We start from the raw sequence: 14,539 nt of genomic DNA, 5'->3' as shown, positions 1-14,539 counted from the left end.
GAACCACCGAAAGAAGGACGGGACGTACATGAGCAGCACGGCATCGATCACCGGACCCGCGCCCACGAGGCCGCGGGACCCCCTCCTGGCGGTGGTACGCGAAGGTGTGCGGGTCCTCGATCTGGGCCGCCAACTCTCCGTCGGCATGCCCCAGTCGCCCAACCACCCCGCCTACTGGCACACCCTGCCACGCCGCCACGGGGACCGGGTGCGCCCGGACGGCGGTTCCGCGGCCAACGACATGCTCGTCATGGGCACCCATGTCGGCACCCACATCGACGCCCTCGCCCACGTCTCCCACCAGGGAAAACTCTTCGGGGGCGCGGACGCCAGGACCGCGGGCGAGGGGGGTGTCTACCCCGACCACGGAGTGCACACCATCGCCCCCATGGTGCGCCGCGGAGTCCTGCTCGACATACCCGCCGCGCTCGGCGCCGAGGTCTGCGGGCCCGGCTACGAGATCACCGTCGCCGACCTGGAGGCCGCCGAACGCGGCCAGGGCACCCCCGTGGAACCCGGTGACGTTGTCCTCGTCCGCAGCGGCTGGGGACGCCAGTTCGACGCACCCCACCGGGACGCCTTCATCGGCCATGACTCCGGCGTCCCCGGCGTCGGCGAGGCGGGCGCGCAGTGGCTCGCCGCCCGCCGGGCGCACGCGGTGGGCGCCGACTCCATCGCCTTCGAACGGCTGGCCCCCGGCGCCGGCCACAGCAGCCTGCCCGCCCACCGGGTGCTGCTCGTGGAGTCGGGCATCTACATCATCGAGACGCTGGACCTGGAGGAGATCGCCGCCGAGGGCGTCCACGAGTTCACCTTCGTGCTCTCCCCGCTGCCGCTGTTCGGCGCCACCGGCTCTCCGGTACGCCCGCTGGCCGTGATCAGCGACCCGGCCACGGGAGACGGCCGTGGCTGAACACACCCTGGCCCGGCAGCTCGCCGAGTTCGCCGCCGGAACCGCGTACGCCACACTGCCGCGGGAGGTCACCGACAGCGTCCGCAAGCGGGTCGTCGATGTCCTCGGGCTGTGCGTGGCCGCCCACCGGCTGCCCACCTCCGCGGCGATCGTCGAGCACGTACGGGAACAGGGCGGCCGGCCCCAGGCCACCGTGGTCGGCGGCGGCGGCACCCTGCTGCCCGCGCCCCTGGCGGCCCTCGCCAACGGGGTGCTGGCCCACTCCCTGGACTACGACGACACCCACCTGCCGTCCGTGCTGCACCCCAGCGCCTCGGTCGTTCCGGCGGCCCTGGCCGCCGCCGAGACGGCGGGCGCGGACGGCCCGAGCACCATCCGGGCCGTCGCCGTGGGCCTAGAGGTGTGCGTACGGCTGGGCATGGCCGGCTACGACCGCGCCTCCGGCAACTCCACCTTCTTCGAACACGGCCAGCACGCCACCTCGATCTGCGGCGCACTCGGCGGGGCCGTCGCCGCCGGTCTGCTGCTGGACCTCACCGAGGACGGCCTCGTGGACGTACTCGGCGTCACCGCCTCCATGGCCGCCGGCATCATCGAGGCCAACCGCACCGGCGGCACCGTCAAGCGACTGCACTGCGGTCTGGCCGCCCAGTCCGCGGTCACCGCCGCCCAGTTGGTGCGGCGGGGCTTCAGCGGACCGCCCACCGTCCTGGAGGGGCGCTTCGGGTTCTTCGAGGCGTTCCTGCACGGCGTCTACGATCCGAGCGCCATCACCGGGGACCTCGGCGCCGAATGGGCCGTGCCGGGCATCTTCTTCAAGCCCTACCCGGCCAACCACTTCACCCACACCGCGGCCGACGCCGCGATGGCCCTGCGCGAGCGGGGGCTCGACCCGGCGAAGGTGGAACGGCTGGTGCTCGGCGTACCCGCGCCGGTGATCCGCACCATCGGCCAGCCCATCGAGCGCAAGCGCGCCCCCGAGACGGGCTACCAGGCCCAGTTCTCCGGCCCCTACATGGTCGCGGCCGGACTGCTGGGCGGAGGCGGCGGCCTCGGCCTCGGCCTCGACGACTTCACCGACGAACTCGCCCGGGACCCGGCCCGCCGGGAACTCATGGCCAAGGTCGAGGTCGTCGCCGACGACACGGCCACCGCCGTCTTCCCCCGGCAGTTCCCCGCGGTGCTCACCGCCCACGACACCGACGGCCGCATCTGGCGGCAGGAGGTGCTGGACAACCGCGGCGGCCCGCACCGCCCCTTGTCGGACGCCGAACTCGCCCTGAAGTTCCGCGACAACGCGGCCGGCCGGCTGTCCGGGACCGCCATCGACACCGTCATGGACCGGGGCCTGCGGCTCGCCGAACTGAACCACATCCAAGACCTGCTCCGCCCCATGGCCGAGCTGAAGACAGTGGCAGGAGACCATCGTGACTGACTACGACCTCGTGGTGACCAACGTCCGTGTCGTCAGCGACGAGCGGGACGAGGCACGCACCGCCGACATCGCCGTACGGGACGGGAAGATCGTCGAAGTGGCGCCCGGCGTGGACACCGGCGGCGCCCGCGAGGTCGTCGACGGCGGCGGGAAGCTGGCCTTCCCCGGAGTCGTCGACGCCCACCAGCACTGGGGGATCTACAACCCGCTCGACCAGGACGCCGCCAGCGAGAGCAAGGCCTGCGCCCAGGGCGGTGTCACCTCCGCGCTCACCTACATGCGGACCGGCCAGTACTACCTCAACAAGGGCGGCGCCTACGCCGACTTCTTCCCCGAGGTGCTGGAGCGCACGGAGAACCGCGCCCACGTCGACTACGCCTACCACCTGGCCCCCATGTCCAAGGGGCACATCGCCGAGATACCCGACCTGGTGCGCGAGCACGGTGTCACCTCGTTCAAGGTGTTCATGTTCTACGGCAGCCACGGCCTGCACGGCCGCTCCGCCGACCAGAGTTCGTTCCTGATGACGCCCGAGGGGGAGCGGTACGACTACGCCCACTTCGAGTTCGTGATGCGGGGCATCCAGGAGGCCCGGGAGCGGTTCCCCGAGATCGCCGATCAGATTTCGCTCTCCCTGCACTGCGAGACGGCCGAGATCATGACGGCGTACACCAAGCTGGTCGAGGAGGCCGGGGAGCTGACCGGACTGGCCGCCTACAGCGCCTCCCGCCCGCAGCACTCCGAGGGCCTGGCCGTCTCCATCGCCTCCTACCTGGCCCACGAGACCGGCCTGCCCACCATCAACCTGCTGCACCTGTCCTCGCACAAGGCGGTCGACGCCTCGGTGCGCATGGGCAAGGCCTTCCCGCACATCGACTTCCGCCGTGAGGTCACGGTCGGCCACCTGCTCGCCGACATCACCACCGCACACGGACTGGGCGGCAAGGTCAACCCCCCGCTGCGGCCCCGCGACGATGTCGAGGCGCTGTGGGAGTACGTCCTGGACGGCACCGTCGACTGGGTCGTCTCCGACCACGCCTGCTGCCGCGAGGAGGTGAAGTTCGGCGAGCCCAAGGACGACATCTTCCTCGCCAAGTCCGGTTTCGGCGGGGCGGAATACCTGCTGCCGGGGATGGTCACCGAAGGCGTAAGGCGCGGTCTGCCCCTGGGCCGGATCGCCGCCCTGACCGCCTGGAACCCGGCCAGGCGCTACGGACTGCCCACCAAGGGACGGCTCGCGGCCGGCTTCGACGCGGACATCGCGCTGGTCGACCCGGACCACACCTGGACCGTCCGCGCGGCCGACTCGGAGTCCACCCAGGAGTACACGCCCTTCGAGGGTTTCGAGCTGACCGCCCGGGTCACCGACACCTTCCTGCGCGGCACCCGCATCCTCACCGACGGCAAGGTGCACGGCGAGCCGGCCGGCCGCTACCTGCACCGTCCCACCGGTGGCTGAGCGGACCCGGCACACCCACCGCGGTGGCGGACGAAAGCCGCTTCGCCACCGCGCCGCACCGGGCGCACATGAAGGAGTACGACGCGTGAGATCCGCCCTGTACGTGCCGGGGGACCGCCCGGACATGCTGGCGAAGGCCCTCGGCAGGGGGGCCGACGCCGTGATCGTGGACCTGGAGGACGGCGTCGCCCCCACCGCGAAGGAGTACGCCCGGACCACCTCCGCCCGCTGGCTGGAAGGGCTGGCGCCCTCCGGCCGGCGTCCCGGCCCCGAGATCTGGGTCCGGATCAACCCCGGCGGCCTCGGACTCGCCGACGCCCGCGCGGTGGCCCTTCCCGCCGTCACGGGGATGCTGGTGGCCAAGACGGAGCGGGTCGCGGACCTCGTCACCGTCTGCGGTGAGCTGGCCGCGGCTCCGTGGATCGCCCTGTGCCCCCTTCTGGAGAGCGCGGCCGCCCTGCTGGCCGCCCCGCTCATCGCCCGCGGCCCGCGGGTGACGCGACTGCAACTGGGCGAGGCGGACCTGTGCGCCGACACGGGGATCACCCCCGGGCCGGACGAGAGGGAACTGCTGTGGCCGCGCACACAGCTCACGCTGGTCAGCGCGGCCGCCCGGCTGGCGCCGCCGCTCGGCCCGGTCAGCACCGACTTCCGCGACCTCGACGCCCTGCGCCGCTCGACCACCGCGCTCAAGCGCCTCGGATTCGGCGGCCGGACCTGTATCCACCCCGCGCAACTCCCTGTCGTGAACGAGGTGTTCACCCCGTCCGTCAGTGAACTGGACCGGGCCCGCGCGCTGGTCGAGCGGTTCGAGCGGGCCGGCTCCGGGGTGGCCCGGGACGAGTCCGGCCGCATGATCGACGAGGCGGTGGTGCGCGGCGCCCGGCGCGTCCTGGCGGCGGCGCCGGAGACCGGCGGGCGGTGAGACCCGGGGCGGGCCGCCGCCGGGCCGGCCCCGTGCTCAACGTGCCGTTTCCCCCGCCTGCGTACCGGCGGCCCGCGATGCCTGGGCGGGCAGGGGCGGCAGTACGCCGGTGCACTCCAGATGCGTACGCGCCGCCCGGATCGCGTCCGGTGTCGTGGCGTACTCGCTTCCCTCCAGGCGGAGCAGGTCGAGCGCCCCCACCGAGTCCAGGACCTGGCGGTGACCCGGCCGGATGCCGGAGGCCGTCACGACGATGCCGCGCCGGTTCAGCTTCTCCACCACGTCCTTCAGCACCAGGGCGCCGGTGGCGTCGATGGTGGTCACCCGCGCCATGCGCAGGATGACGACCCGGACGTCGGCGGTGTCGGCGAGTTCCAGCAGGAACCGGTGGGCGGCGGCGAAGAACAGCGGCCCGTCGAGGCGGTACGCCACGATGTGCTCGGCCAGCAGCGCGTGCTCCTCGTCGCTGTGCTCGCCCCGCTCCAGCGGCACCTCGTCCAGTCGGGCCTGCCCGGCGATCTCCCGCAGTGCCAGCGCGCCCGCCACCAGCAGGCCGATGACCACCGCGTAGACGAGGTCGAGTGCCAGCGTGGCCACGGCGGTCAGGACGAGGATCAGCGCGTCCGAGCGGGTGGCCTTGGCCATGGCCCGCAGCGAGCCGACCTCGACCATCCGGACGGCCGTGGCCAGCAGCACACCCGCGAGCGCGGCCAGCGGAATCCTGGAGACGAGGGGCGCGAGGGTGAAGACGATCACGGCCAGGACGGCGGCGTGGGCGAGGGCGGCCAACCGGGAACTCGCGCCGGTCCGGACGTTGACGGCGGTGCGGGCGATCGCGCCGGTGGCGGGCACCCCGCCGAACAGGGGAGCGGCGATGTTCGCCAGCCCCTGCCCGAACAGCTCGCGGTCGGGGTCGTGCTGCTCGCCGACCGTCATTCCGTCGGCGACCGAGGCCGACAGCAGCGACTCCAGGGCGGCCAGCGCCGCCACCGCCACCGCCGGGGCCAGCAGCGAGCCGAGCGCGCCGGGGTCGAGGAAGGCCAGGGAGGGCGCGGGCAGCCCGGCCGGGAGGTCACCGATCGGCCGGGCCCCGTCGAGGCCGGCGAGCTGGGCGACCACGGTGGCCGCGATCACCGCGAGGATGGAGAACGGTGCCTTGGGCCAGCGGCGGGCCCCGAGCAGCATGACGGCGGCGACCGCCAGGGCGAGCGCGACCGAGGTCCAGTTCGGGTGCTGCGCGAACTCCCGCAGCGCGCGCCAGGTGACGACCAGCACCCGCTCGCCGTCGGGCTTGTCCACGCCCAGCGCGTTCGGGACCTGCTGCAGGGCGATCACACAGGCGATGCCGAGGGTGAAGCCCTCGACCACCGGCGCGGGCACGTACCGCATGTACTTGCCGGCCCGCAGCACCGCCAGAACCACGAGCATCACGCCCGCCATCAGCCCGACCATGAGCACTCCGGACGGCCCGTGCGCGGCGACGATCGGCACCAGCACCACCGTCATCGCGCCGGTCGGCCCGGACACCTGGAGATTCGATCCGCCGAACACCGCGGCCAGCGCCCCCGCGACCACCGCGGTTGCCAGCCCCGCTTCCGCGCCGAGACCGGAGGAGACTCCGAAGCCCAGCGCGAGCGGCAGCGCCACGATCGCCACCGTCAGCCCCGCCAGCAGATCCCGGCGCGGGCTCCGGCGCATCTGCGCCACATCGGCACGTCCGGGCAGCAGCCCGAGGAACTGGGCCTTGGCCCGGTGCAGCGAAAAGGACACGACGCCTCGACTTCCCCGACAGCGCCCCCATCTGGCGGACACGAAAGAGCTGGGCCCGCGGCTGTCTGCGGGGCCAGGGAAGACAGCATCTAATGAATTGCAAACTTTCGCAATTCGTCATCATGGAGAGTCCCCGCACACCGGAGCCCGCCGGCACGGAACGGGCCGGTTTCGGAGTCGTCCGAAACCGGCCCTGGGCCGTGCTGGGCGGCGCCGTCCGTCAGATGCGGACGCCGAACTGGAAGGAGCCGATGGTGCTGATCGACTCGTAGCGCACCGAGGTGCCCGGGTACGGCGCGTGGAGCACCTGGCCGTTGCCCGCGTACAGGCCCACGTGGCCGAGGCCGTTGAAGAAGACGAGATCGCCGGGGGCGAGCTGGCTCATACCGATCTTGGTGCCGTCGTTCTGCTGCGTGTAGGTGGTGCGGGTGAGCTGGACGCCGGCCTGGGCGTAGGCCCACTGGGTGAGGCCCGAGCAGTCGTAGGAGCTGGGTCCCGTGCCGCCGGAGACATAGGGCTTGCCGATCTGGGTGGCCGCCGCTGCCAGGGCCGCGGAGCCGCGCTGGGAGGCGGGCGCCTCGTTGCCGAGTTCGACGCGGTCACCGGCCGAGCGGCTGGCGCGCTGCTCCTTCTCCCGGATCTCCTGGCGCTCCTGCGCCGTCAGGGTGTTGAGCAGCTTCTGCGCCTCGGCGAGCTTGCCCTGGACCTGTTCCTTCTTCTGCTTGAGTTCGCTGCGGGTCTCCGCGAGGTCGGTGAGCTTGTCGGAGGCCTGCGTGCGCTGCTGCGCGAGGGCGCGCTGCTTCTGCTGGATCTTCTTCAGCGTCTCGACCTGCTGACCGCTGAGCTGGTCGAGGGTGGCGGCCTTGTCGAGGTAGCTGTCGGGGTCGGAGGAGAGGAAGAGCTGTACGGAGGGGTCGATGCCGCCGGTGCGGTACTGGGCGCTGGCGAGCGAACCCAGGCTGTCGCGCAGCTTGTTGAGGTCGGCCTGACCCCGGGCGACCTCGTCCTGGAGGTCGTCGATCTGGCCCTCGAGCTTCTGCTGCTTCTCCTTGGCCCCGTTGTACTTGTCGGTGGCCCGCTCCGCCTCTTCGTAGAGCTTGTCGACCTTGGACTTGACCTCGTCCTTGCTCGGCTTGGGGGCCGCCTGGGCCGCCTGGGACGTCAGTGCCACCGCTGCGGCGGCGGTCGCGGTGATCACGGTCACACGAGCACGGCTCTGCTGCTTGGGTCGACGATGGGAGGCCACGTGGGCGGTCTCCTTTTCCTCCGGCCGCCTGCCGGTCACGACGGGCACTGCCCCTCCACCGTCACCCCCGATGGGTGATCACCGAGTGAGGGTGCCAAGCGGACTCTAATGACCTTCTTGTGATCAGTTCAAACTCTCATCAGAAAAATGCTTCACAGAATGCGCACATCGCACGGTACTGGACCGACGACGACGGCGGTGTCCCACCGGCGGGGCCGGCTGGATCCACGGGGACGGCCGACCCTAGGGTCGGGTGGGGCCCGCGCCCGGAGGTCGTCCACGACCCGCGGGTCCACCAACTCCTGGAAGGAAGCGACGAGATCATGCGTGTCATCGTGGCCGGCGGCCCGACGGAGGCGTTCGGATGAGCGCGGACGGGCAGGCCAACGTCCTGCTGCACACGACCGGACGGGCGGCCCACATCACCCTCAACCGTCCCAGGGCCCTCAACGCCCTCACCCGCGCCATGGTCCGCCGCATCGACGAGGCGCTCACCGCGTGGGAGCACGATCCGGCCGTCGAGACCGTCGTCATCACCGGCGCGGGGGAGCGCGGCCTGTGCGCGGGCGGCGACATCCGCGCCATCCACGACGACGCCCGCGACGGCGACGGCAGCGCGTCCGCCGCGTTCTGGCGCGACGAGTACCGCCTCAACGCCCGTATCGCCGGCTACCCCAAGCCGTACGTCGCCCTCATGGACGGCATCGTGATGGGCGGCGGCGTCGGCCTCTCCGCGCACGGCAGTGTCCGTGTCGTCACCGAGCGGTCCCGGATCGCCATGCCCGAGACCGGCATCGGCTTCGTGCCCGACGTCGGCGGCACCCATCTGCTCGCCCTCGCGCCCGGCGAACTGGGCACCCATCTGGCGCTGACGGGCACGGCGATCGGCGCCGCCGACGCGCTGCTGTGCGCTCTCGCCGACCGCTACGTGCCGTCCGCGGCCCTGCGGGACTTCGTCGACGACCTGGCCACCCTGCCCGCGGCGGAGGCGCTGGAGCGCCACGCGCAGGAGCCGCCGGCGGGGGAACTCGCGGGATGGCGGGCCTGGATCGACACCTGCTACGCCGCCGACACCGTGGAGGAGATCGTCCGCCGCCTCACCGGCCACGGCGAACCGCACGCCGGGCAGACCGCGCGAACCCTGCTCACCAAGTCGCCCACCGCCCTGAAGGTCACCCTGGCCGCCGTACGCCGCGCCCGGCGGCTCGGCTCGCTGGAACGCGTCCTCGACCAGGAGTACCGCGTCTCCTGCGCGGCCCTCACCACCCCCGACCTGGTGGAGGGCATCCGCGCCCAGGTCATCGACAAGGACCGCGCCCCGCGCTGGTCGCCCGCGGACCTCGCCGACGTCACCGACGCGGACGTCGCGCGGTTCTTCCGTCCGCCCGGCGAGCGAGAGCCGGGGCTCTTCGACGCGACCGGCACCGCCGGCTGAACCGGACCGGGGGCGCGTCCCGGTCCGGCGCCCCCCGGCGTGGACGAGCCGGCGTGTGCGACGTGGTTCGTGGTCGGGGCCGGGTCGGGCCCGTGCGCCGGGCCCGCGTACGAGGTTTTCCCAGGGGGCGGACGCCCCCTTGACGCGCCCCGGGCGCCGGTCGACACTTCCCTAGGAATCCTAGTGAAGAGGTAGGGAAGCATGGGGCGCCTCGAACAGGTCAGCGGCGACGAGAACCGCACGCCCGTACCGTCCCCTCTGCTCACCTCCCGCCGGCACATCGACCTCCTCCGCGTCTGCAGCGCGATCAGCTCCCCGCGCTGAGCCCACCCGGCGCCGGCCGGCGGGCGTCCCGCGAGGACGCCGCCCGGACCCGCGCCCGCCCACGGACCGCCGCCCGCCTCCACCGCGTGTACGTCCACGCGCCCGCACCCGGGGAGAACCATGTCCGTCACACTGCTCACCCCTGCCCCCGCCTTCCGCGGACGGATCGGCCGCGACCCGCGCAGCGGCCACTACGCCGTGCCGCGCCGCTACCGCCTCCACCTGTCGCCCGACCGCGACGACTGTCTGAGCATCGCCGTCGTGCACAGCCTCCTCGGCCTGGACGAGATCTGTCCGGTGACCGTGCTGGACCCGTCCCCCGACTGCTCCGACGGCGGTCACTCCGCGCTGCGCCCGCTGTACGAGGCGAGCGCCCACCACTACCGGGGACCGGCCGTCGCCCCGGTGCTCAGCGACGGCTGGTCCGGCCGGATCGTGAGCACGCACGCCCGCGACATCATGCGTGACCTCGCCCGGTACTTCACACCCGCCGCCGGCCCGGTGCTGTACCCGTGCGGCACGGAGGCGGAGACGGAAGCGGTCGAGCTGCTGTGCGCGCGGGCCGCCGACCCCGCGGCCCTGCCCGAGGTGCTGGACCTCCTGGAGCGGCGCCTGAGCGCGCACTCCCACGTCCTGGGCGACCGGCTGACCGCGGCCGAACGTCGAGGTGTGGGTCGCCCTCGTCCGACACGACACCCCGCGGCGCGCCGCCGACCACCCCGCCGTGTGGTCCCACGTGCGGCGCCTGTCCGCCCACCCCGCGTTCGGCCGGCATCTCACGGACCGTCCCACCTGACGGAACGGCGTTGACACCCGCACGGCCAACTGCGTTACTTACGGACCAAGAACGGTCATGAGTGTCAGCGACAAGCCCTGGCTCGCTGACCGGCAACCCTCGCTCCGCGGTGGGGTGCCCCAGGTGACGACCGGACCGGATGACCCGCTCTTTCGGTAAGCGCGAGGGCCCCACGGGGCCGGGACAGTGACGGTGACGGACATGCGCGCAGCTCCCAGGACGGCCGGACGCCGTCTCCAGGGCCGCCTCCGCCCGTACCCCAGCCCGCTCGTCGCCGACCGCGCCGTCGACCTGCTGCGCGTCAGCAGCGCGTTGTGTACCGACGCCGGCCGCGCCCGCTGCCAGGACTGATCCCCGCCCCGGTCCCGCAGCGGGCACCCGGCCACGACGAACACCGCCCGTGCGGTGTGCCGTTGTCCACCCCGCCCCGGTCCCCGCGCGTTCGCGTGCGTCGCCTCGCGCCGCAGAGCGGTCCTCCCCGCCCTGCCGTCCCGCCGTAGCGGCCACCCGACCAGGCCCACGGCGTCCGGGGTGCCGATTCCGCCGGAGCCCACCCATGAGTGAACCCCCAGGCACCGCGGTGTCCCTCGCCGAGGCACCCGCCGCCGACACCCCACGGCCGCCCGCAGCCGAGCGGGTCCTGCCCCTGCGCAGGCCGGGCCGCTGGATCGCCACCGCCGTGGTCCTGGTCGTGGTCGCCCAGATCATCCACGGCCTGGCCACCAACCCCTTCTACCAGTGGGACCGCTTCCGCTACTGGTTCCTGCGCCCCACCGTCCTCGACGGCCTCCTCGTCACCCTCGAAGTGGCCGCGCTCAGCGCCGTACTCGGGCTCCTCGGCGGCGTCCTGCTCGCCCTCGGGCGGCTCTCCGGCAGCCCCGTCCTGCGGGCCGTGAGCTGGACCTACACCTGGCTGTTCCGGTCCGTCCCGCTGATCGTCGTACTGATCTTCCTCTACAACTTCTCCGCGCTGTACCAGACGTTGAGCCTCGGCGTCCCGTTCGGACCGGCCTTCGTCACCTTCGACGAGTCGCGGCTGGCCACCGACATGGCCGTGGCCGTCGTCGGCCTCAGCCTCAACGAGGCGGCATACGCCTCCGAGGTGGTCCGCGGCGGCATCCTCTCCGTCGACCAGGGCCAGCACGAGGCGGCCGCCGCGCTCGGACTGCCGAAGGGCTACCAGTTCCGCCGGATCGTGCTGCCGCAGGCGCTCAGGTCCATCACCCCGAACTACGTCAACCAGCTCATCGGCCTCATCAAGGGCACGTCCCTGGTGTTCTACGTGTCCCTGCTCGACCTGTTCGGCTCGGTGCAGACGATGGGCAGCACCTACCCGGGCGACATCGTGCCGCTGCTCCTGGTCGCCACCGTCTGGTACCTGATCCTCACCAGCGCCGTCTCCGTCGTCCAGTTCTACGTCGAGCGGTACTTCGCCCGCGGCGCCACCCGCACCCTGCCGCCGACGCCGTTCCAGAAGGCCCGCGCCGGCCTCGCCGAGGCACGGGCCCGGATGCGCCGGGAGGCCGCCGTATGACCGTCACCGACACCGCGCCGGCCGCCCTTGAGGTGCACGGCGTCCACAAGTGGTACGGCACCCACCACGTCCTCGACGGTATCGACCTCGCGGTGCCGCCCGGCGAGGTCACCGTCGTCCTCGGCCCGTCCGGCTCGGGCAAGTCCACCCTCCTGCGGGTCATCAACCACCTGGAGAAGCCGGAACGGGGACACGTCAGCGTCGGCGGCGAGCCGATCGGCGTCCGCCGCCACGGCACGCGGCTGAAGGAACTCAGCGAGCGGGCCATCCTGCGGCAGCGCGGCCGGATCGGCTTCGTCTTCCAGAACTTCAACCTCTTCCCGCACCTGACCGTCCTCGACAACGTCGCCGCCGCGCCCTTCGCCACCGGCAGGCTCGGCCGGGAGGCGGCCCGGGACCTGGCCCGGGAACTGCTCACCCGCGTCGGCCTCGGCGACCGCACCGGCGCCTACCCCCGCCAGCTCTCCGGCGGCCAGCAGCAGCGCGTGGCCATCGCCCGCGCCCTCGCCCTGCGCCCCGGCATCATCCTCTTCGACGAACCGACCTCCGCCCTCGACCCCGAACTGGTCGGCGAGGTGCTCACCGTCATCAAGGACCTGGCGACCAGCGGGACCACCCTCGTCGTCGTCACCCACGAGATCGGCTTCGCCCGCGAGGTCGCCGACCGCGTCGTCTTCATGGACGCCGGCCGGATCGTCGAAGAGGGGCCGCCCGCCCAGGTCCTGGACCACCCGCGGCACGAGCGCACCCGGGACTTCCTCGCCAAGGTGCTCTGACCCGCGCCCCGCCCGCCCCCGCCCCCTTCCGTCTCCACCGGCCTCCCTCCCAACGACAAGGACAGCCATGCCCCAGCACCGGATCTCCCGACGCGGTCTGCTCCGCGGCATCACGGCGGCGACCGCCGTCGTCACCCTCGCCTCCGGGCTCGCCGCCTGCGGCGGTGACAGCGACGCCGCCACCACGACCGACGCCGCCGGCACGGTGACGGTGGGCCGGCTGTCCAACGGCGCCGCCGAGGAGACGGCGCTGAAGGTCTCCGAAGTGAAGTCGATCAGCGCCAAGCTGCCCGACTCCGTCCGCGACAGCGGCAAACTCGTCATAGGCGTCGGCGCCCTGCCCGACGGCTTCCCGCCGCTCGCCTACGTCGGCGACGACCAGAAGACCCTCACCGGCGCCGAACCCGACCTGGCCCGGCTGGTCGCCGCGGTGCTCGGTCTGGAGCCCGAACTGAAGAACGCCACCTGGGAGAACATGTTCGTCGGCATCGACAGCGGCAGGACCGACGTCGCCTTCGCCAACATCACGGACACCGAGGAACGCAAGCGCAAGTACGACTTCGCCTCCTACCGCAAGGACGACATCGGCTTCGAAGTGCCGAAGAAGAGCACTTGGAACTTCGACGGCGACTACCGCAACCTCGCGGGCAAGACCGTCGCCGTCGACAACGGCACCAACCAGGAGAAGATCCTCCTGGAGTGGCAGGAGAAGCTGAAGCAGGAGGGAAAGCAGCTCACCGTCAAACACTTCGCCAGCAAGAACAGCACCTACCTGGCCCTGAACGGCGGAAAGATCGACGCCTACCTCGGCGCCAACCCGGGCGTCGCCTACCACGTCACCCAGACGGCGAAGTCCCCCAACGCCACCCGCGGCGCGGGAACCTACTCCGGGGCAGGCACCTCCCTCCAGGGACTGATCGCGGCGACCACCAAGAAGGACAGCGGGCTCGTCGAACCGATCGCCGAGGCCATCGACCACCTCATCGCGAACGGCCAGTACGCCAAGTGGCTGGCCGCCTGGAACCTCTCCGCCGAGGCCGTCGAGAAGTCCGAGATCAACCCGCCCGGACTGCCCCTCGACAACTCCTGACGCCATACTCCCGACAACTGACGATCCGTCACAAGACGTGCCCGCAGCGGGTTTCGCCGTACGAAAGGACCACCCGCCCGTGACCCACCCGACCGGCCTCCGTGCGGACGCGGCCCCGGCCGCGCCCGTACCGCATCCGCTCGACAACGCCGTCTGGGCCGCCCTGACCGGACCCCACGCCCACTTCGCCGAACGGGTGGGACGGGCCGCCCGCTACCCCCGCGACGTGGCCGTCTTCACCGCCCTCGCCGACCCCGCGGACCCCGCCGCCTGGACCGACCTGCACCGGCTGGTCGGCCCGGACACCGCCGTCGCGCTGCCCGGCGCCCACCGGGTCCCCGAGGGCTGGCGGACCTCCGGCGGCGTGCCCGGCGTACAGCTCGTCGACACCGCGCTGCGCGCCGAGCCCGACCCGGAGGCGGTACGGCTCGGACCCGCCGACGTGCCCGAGATCCTGGAACTGGTCGAGCGCACCAGGCCCGGCCCCTTCCTGCCCCGGACGGTGCTGCTCGGCACCTACCTCGGCATCCGGCACCGGGGCCGGCTGGTCGCCCTGGCCGGCGAGCGCCTGAGACTGCCCGGCTGGACCGAGATCAGCGCCGTGTGCACCGACCCGGAACACCGCGGCCGGGGCCTGGCCACCCGCCTGGTCCGCGCGGTCGCCGCGGGCATCCGGGAACGCGGCGACACCCCGTTCCTGCACGCCGCCGCGAGCAACACGGGGGCCATCGGGCTCTACGAGTCCATCGGCTTCACCCTGCGCCGCCACACCGACTTCCTCGAAGTCCGCACCCCCGCGACAGCCGCCGCGGCGACAACCCCATGAGGAGGAGCGG

The 14,539-nt window shown here is 72.6% G+C and carries 13 protein-coding genes, 1 pseudogene and 1 riboswitch; of the genes and pseudogenes, 12 read left to right on the top strand and 2 right to left on the bottom strand.

The window, feature by feature from the left end:
- Positions 1-28 precede the first annotated feature (28 nt).
- The 4 genes from AC4IHM_RS02935 to AC4IHM_RS02920 all read left to right on the top strand — a co-directional run bounded on the left by AC4IHM_RS02935 (position 29) and on the right by AC4IHM_RS02920 (position 4,732).
- On the top strand, positions 29-913 hold the full coding sequence (locus AC4IHM_RS02935) for a cyclase family protein (protein WP_490865509.1): 885 nt from the start codon (positions 29-31) through the stop codon (positions 911-913).
- Positions 906-2,348 carry an MmgE/PrpD family protein gene (locus AC4IHM_RS02930; RefSeq protein ID WP_490865508.1) on the top strand — a complete coding sequence of 481 codons (1,443 nt, stop codon included), beginning with the start codon at positions 906-908 and terminating at the stop codon, positions 2,346-2,348. Before AC4IHM_RS02935 ends, AC4IHM_RS02930 begins: the two co-directional genes overlap by 8 nt.
- Positions 2,341-3,807: a dihydroorotase gene (locus AC4IHM_RS02925; protein WP_490865507.1), complete on the top strand. Its 1,467-nt coding sequence runs from the start codon at positions 2,341-2,343 to the stop codon at positions 3,805-3,807. The genes AC4IHM_RS02930 and AC4IHM_RS02925 overlap by 8 nt, the downstream gene beginning before the upstream one ends.
- Positions 3,808-3,892: 85 nt before the next feature.
- On the top strand, positions 3,893-4,732 hold the full coding sequence (locus AC4IHM_RS02920; protein ID WP_490865506.1) for an HpcH/HpaI aldolase/citrate lyase family protein: 840 nt from the start codon (positions 3,893-3,895) through the stop codon (positions 4,730-4,732).
- Positions 4,733-4,768: 36 nt separating this feature from the next.
- On the opposite strand, the gene AC4IHM_RS02915 is transcribed toward AC4IHM_RS02920, so the two are convergent.
- Positions 4,769-6,430 carry a SulP family inorganic anion transporter gene (locus AC4IHM_RS02915; protein WP_490870747.1) on the bottom strand — a complete coding sequence of 554 codons (1,662 nt, stop codon included), beginning with the start codon at positions 6,428-6,430 and terminating at the stop codon, positions 4,769-4,771.
- 292 nt (positions 6,431-6,722) lie between these two features.
- Positions 6,723-7,748: a C40 family peptidase gene (locus tag AC4IHM_RS02910; RefSeq protein ID WP_490870746.1), complete on the bottom strand. Its 1,026-nt coding sequence runs from the start codon at positions 7,746-7,748 to the stop codon at positions 6,723-6,725.
- Between the two features lie 364 nt (positions 7,749-8,112).
- On the opposite strand from AC4IHM_RS02910, the gene AC4IHM_RS02905 reads away from it, so the two are divergent.
- The 8 genes and pseudogenes from AC4IHM_RS02905 to AC4IHM_RS02870 all read left to right on the top strand — a co-directional run bounded on the left by AC4IHM_RS02905 (position 8,113) and on the right by AC4IHM_RS02870 (position 14,529).
- Positions 8,113-9,183, top strand: coding sequence for an enoyl-CoA hydratase/isomerase family protein (locus AC4IHM_RS02905; RefSeq protein ID WP_490865505.1), 1,071 nt, complete (start codon positions 8,113-8,115; stop codon positions 9,181-9,183).
- A 201-nt stretch (positions 9,184-9,384) separates the two neighbouring features.
- Entirely contained in the window at positions 9,385-9,507 is a 123-nt protein-coding gene (locus tag AC4IHM_RS02900) for a putative leader peptide (RefSeq protein ID WP_490865504.1), read from the top strand.
- Between the two features lie 120 nt (positions 9,508-9,627).
- Positions 9,628-10,285: pseudogene (locus tag AC4IHM_RS02895) on the top strand (glutathione S-transferase C-terminal domain-containing protein); the annotation flags it as partial.
- A 71-nt stretch (positions 10,286-10,356) separates the two neighbouring features.
- A riboswitch (SAM riboswitch) is annotated at positions 10,357-10,471 on the top strand.
- Between the two features lie 33 nt (positions 10,472-10,504).
- Entirely contained in the window at positions 10,505-10,654 is a 150-nt protein-coding gene (locus AC4IHM_RS02890) for a hypothetical protein (protein WP_490865503.1), read from the top strand.
- Between the two features lie 205 nt (positions 10,655-10,859).
- Positions 10,860-11,837, top strand: coding sequence for an amino acid ABC transporter permease (locus tag AC4IHM_RS02885; protein WP_490865502.1), 978 nt, complete (start codon positions 10,860-10,862; stop codon positions 11,835-11,837).
- Entirely contained in the window at positions 11,834-12,613 is a 780-nt protein-coding gene (locus AC4IHM_RS02880) for an amino acid ABC transporter ATP-binding protein (RefSeq protein ID WP_490865501.1), read from the top strand. Before AC4IHM_RS02885 ends, AC4IHM_RS02880 begins: the two co-directional genes overlap by 4 nt.
- Positions 12,614-12,680: 67 nt before the next feature.
- Positions 12,681-13,703 carry an ABC transporter substrate-binding protein gene (locus tag AC4IHM_RS02875; RefSeq protein WP_490865500.1) on the top strand — a complete coding sequence of 341 codons (1,023 nt, stop codon included), beginning with the start codon at positions 12,681-12,683 and terminating at the stop codon, positions 13,701-13,703.
- Between the two features lie 79 nt (positions 13,704-13,782).
- A complete protein-coding gene (locus AC4IHM_RS02870; RefSeq protein WP_490865499.1) occupies positions 13,783-14,529 on the top strand; it encodes a GNAT family N-acetyltransferase in 747 nt (248 codons plus the stop codon).
- The last annotated feature ends 10 nt before the right edge of the window (positions 14,530-14,539 follow it).

The sequence above is a fragment of the Streptomyces sp. SL06 genome, assembly GCF_058244745.1.
This window is presented reverse-complemented; position numbering and strand designations above follow the sequence as displayed.